The 3,310-nt window shown below is 70.6% G+C and carries 4 protein-coding genes; all 4 read right to left on the bottom strand.

The annotated features are described in order from the left end of the window. Window positions 1-68: 68 nt before the first annotated feature. Window positions 69-860 (bottom strand): uroporphyrinogen-III synthase, encoded by a 792-nt coding sequence (locus QN345_RS17030; RefSeq protein ID WP_134449199.1) that lies wholly within the window; start codon window positions 858-860, stop codon window positions 69-71. A 3-nt stretch (window positions 861-863) separates the two neighbouring features. Continuing rightward, on the bottom strand, window positions 864-1,817 hold the full coding sequence (hemC, locus tag QN345_RS17025) for a hydroxymethylbilane synthase (protein WP_134449200.1): 954 nt from the start codon (window positions 1,815-1,817) through the stop codon (window positions 864-866). Beyond that, a complete protein-coding gene (locus QN345_RS17020) occupies window positions 1,814-2,932 on the bottom strand; it encodes a ferrochelatase (protein ID WP_134449201.1) in 1,119 nt (372 codons plus the stop codon). The genes hemC and QN345_RS17020 overlap by 4 nt, the downstream gene beginning before the upstream one ends. Then, a partial coding sequence (locus QN345_RS17015; protein WP_323508933.1) for a chlorite dismutase family protein occupies window positions 2,932-3,310 on the bottom strand: 379 nt, incomplete at its 5' end. The genes QN345_RS17015 and QN345_RS17020, both read right to left, overlap by 1 nt.

Below are 3,310 nucleotides of genomic sequence, written 5' to 3'. Positions count from 1 at the left end.
ATCGTCGTTCACGCGCGCCCAAACCGACGATTCACCCGCTTTCGCGGGAGGGCGGGAAGGTTGAGGCGCTAGCGGAGTTCGGCGAAGTGCGAGAGGGCCTCGATGAGCGCCTCGGCGCTGGGGGCTTCCGCAACGAGGTCGACGCGGAGTCCGAGGGCCGCGGCGTCCTTGGCGGTGCGCGGACCGATGCAGGCGACGAGGGTCGTCTCGGGGACAGGTCCGAACTGCTCCTGCACCTGTTCTGCGACGCTCCCCGAGGTGACCAGGAGCGCTTGCACCTTGCCGGCCGCGACATCCGCAACGACCCGCGGGTCCACGGGAACGCCGATCGTGCGATAGGCGACGACGGACTCGACCTCGTGGCCGATCCGGCGCAGACCCTCGGTGAGCAGGGGCTTGGCGATCTCGGAGCGCAGGGTGAGGATGCGCAGGGGCACGACACCCTGGGTGGCGGCTTCCCACTCGGCGAGCAGGCCACGGGCGGAGTTGTCCTCGGCGGGGACGAGATCGACGCGATAGCCGGCGGCGATGAGAGCCGCCGCGGTGGTCTCGCCGACGGCGGCGATCCGGGTGCCGGGAGCCACGACGGCGCGGTGCGAGGAGAGCACATCGACGGTCGTCGCGCTCGTGATCGTCATCCAGTCGAAGTCACCGTCCGCGAGGCGTGCGAGCGCCGCGTCGAGCGCGGGGGCGTTGTCGGTCGCGGCGAAGTTGATCATCGGGGCCACGATCGGCTGCGCACCGCGGGAGCGGAGGTCCGCGGCGACGTGGTCACCCCACGGGCCGCCGCGCGGGACGAGGACCCGCCAGCCGGCAAGCGGCTTGGTGGGATTGGAGAGGGTCTTGTAGCGCCAGGTCATTTCTTAAGAAGTCACCTTCATGGGGGCAAAATCGGCAGCCCCGCCTTGGATCAGATCACGGGCCACACGCTCGGAGACGTCCTGGGCGGCCTCGACCAGGTGGGTGACGGAATGTGAATCGGGCGTCGCGGCGTGCGAACTCACGATACTTCGGGCACCATCAGGACTGTACACCGTGGCAGTCAGGAACAACAGGCCGTCGTCGATCGCCGCCATCGCGCCGATCGGGGCCGCGCAGCCGGCCTCGAGTCGCGCGAGCACGAGACGCTCCGCGGTCGTGGTGGCCTGGCTCGTCGCATGGTTGATCGCGGCGAGCGCGGTTCCGAGCGGGCGATCAAGCCTGCCCTCCCGCACCTCGATCGCGAGGGAACCCTGGCCGGGCGCGGTCGGCCAGTCGGAGAGCTCGAGGTACTCGCCCTCGACCGCGCTCAGGAGGCCGAGCCTGCTGAGGCCGGCCGCGGCGAGCACAACGGCGTCGAGGTCGCCTGCGGCGACCCTGCCGAGCCGGGTGTCCACGTTGCCGCGGATGTCGACGACGTGCAGGTCCGGCCGGGCCTTCAGAAGCTGGGCGACCCGGCGCGGGGAACCGGTGCCGACCCTGGCGCCCTCCGGAAGGGTCTCGAGGGTCAGTCCGTCCCGGGCGCAGAGCACGTCGCGGGCGTCGGCGCGGCGCGGCGTTGCGCCGACGACGAGGCCGGGGTACAGCGCGGTCGGCAGGTCCTTGAAGGAGTGCACGATCGCGTCGCAGTCGCCGTTCAGCAGGGACTCGCGGAGGGCGCTCGCGAACACGCCCGTCCCGCCGAGGCCGGACAGGGGTTCCTTCGAGGTGTCGCCGTGGGTCGTGATCACGACGAGCTCGACCTCGGTGCCCGCTGCTGCTGCGATCCGGTTGGCGACCGCCTGGGTCTGGGCGAGGGCGAGGGCGCTCCCCCGGGTGCCGATCCTGATCGTGCTCACGGCGCGATCCCGGCGAGAGCTGGCTTGAAGCCGAGGCGCACGTTCTCGCAGCAGCCCGGCCGGCAGACGTCGTACCAGGGTCCGAGCGGGGTCATCGCGGGGCGTTCGGCTGCCGGCGTGTCCTCGAGGCGCTCGACCACGAGGTCGATCAGCCCGCTCACGTATGCAGGGTCGACCCCGGGCGTGGGTACGCGCACCGAGAACAGTCCCTGCTCGTGCGCGGTCTCCGTCGCCTCGTTGTCGAGGTCCCACATGACCTCCATGTGGTCGCTCACGAAACCGAGCGGCACGATCACGACGGCACGGATGCCCCTGGCCGGGAGCAGCCGGATGGCGTCGTTGATGTCTGGCTCGAGCCATGGCATGCTCGGCGGCCCGCTCCGGGACTGGAAGACGAGCTGCCACGGGGTCTCGCTCGCCGCGGCATCCGCTGCGGCGACAGCAGTCATCACCGTGTGCGCGACGGCGAGGTGCTGGGCCTCGTATGCGCCGCCCTCACCGAAGCCGCGCTCGGCAGGTCCGCTCTTCGCGGCGTCCGTCGACGGGATCGAGTGCGTCGAGAACAGGACCTCCACCTCGGTGGCGAGGTCGATGCCCGGGATCTGGGCGGCGACATCCGCGAGGCCCTTGCTCACGCCGGCGATGAAGGGGGTGACGAAGCCGGGGTGGTCGAAGAACTGGCGAACCTTGTCGATGTGCACCACGCCGGTCAGGCCCGTGACCTCGAGCGCGGCCGCGAGGTCTTCACGGTACTGGCGGCAGCCGGAGTACGAACTGTATGCGCTTGTGACGATCGCGAGCAGGCGGTCCTGGCCGTTGGCGTGCGCCTCAGCGACGACGTCGCGGAGGTAGGGGTCCCAGTTGCGGTTGCCCCAGAGCACGGGGATGTCGATGCCGCGGCGGTCGAGTTCTGCTTCGAGTGCGGCGCGGAGCACGCGGTTCTGGGCGTTGATCGGGCTGATGCCGCCGAAGTGGCGGTAGTGCGTCGCGACCTCTTCGAGGCGTTCCTCCGGGATGCCGCGGCCGCCCGTGACGTTGCGGAGGAAGGGGATCACGTCGGCCTGCCCCTCGGGTCCTCCGAAGCCGGCCAGGAGGATGGCGTCGTACGCGCTCACTACTGGAGCACCTCGACGAGTTCCGCGGTGGAGATGCGGCGCCCGGTGTAGAACGGGACCTCTTCGCGCACGTGGCGGCGGGCCTCGGTGTTGCGGAGCTCGCGCATGAGGTCGACGAGCTCGGTGAGCTCGTCGCTCTCGATCGGGAGGAGCCATTCGTAGTCGCCGAGGGCAAAGGCGGAGACGGTGTTCGCGATCGCACCGCGGAAGGCGGCACCCTTGCGGCCGTGGTCAGCGAGCATGGCGCTGCGCTCGGCCTCGGGGAGCAGGTACCACTCGTAGCTGCGGACGAACGGGTAGACGGTCAGCCAGGCCTTCGGTTCGACGCCGCGGAGGAAGCCGGGCACGTGGCTCTTGTTGAATTCGGCGTCGCGGTGC

This window comes from Cryobacterium sp. 10I1, from assembly GCF_035019805.1.
Taxonomy (GTDB): Bacteria; Actinomycetota; Actinomycetes; order Actinomycetales; family Microbacteriaceae; genus Cryobacterium; species Cryobacterium glucosi.
The sequence above is the reverse complement of the archived record's forward strand: the minus strand, read 5'-3'. Positions and strand labels throughout refer to the sequence as shown.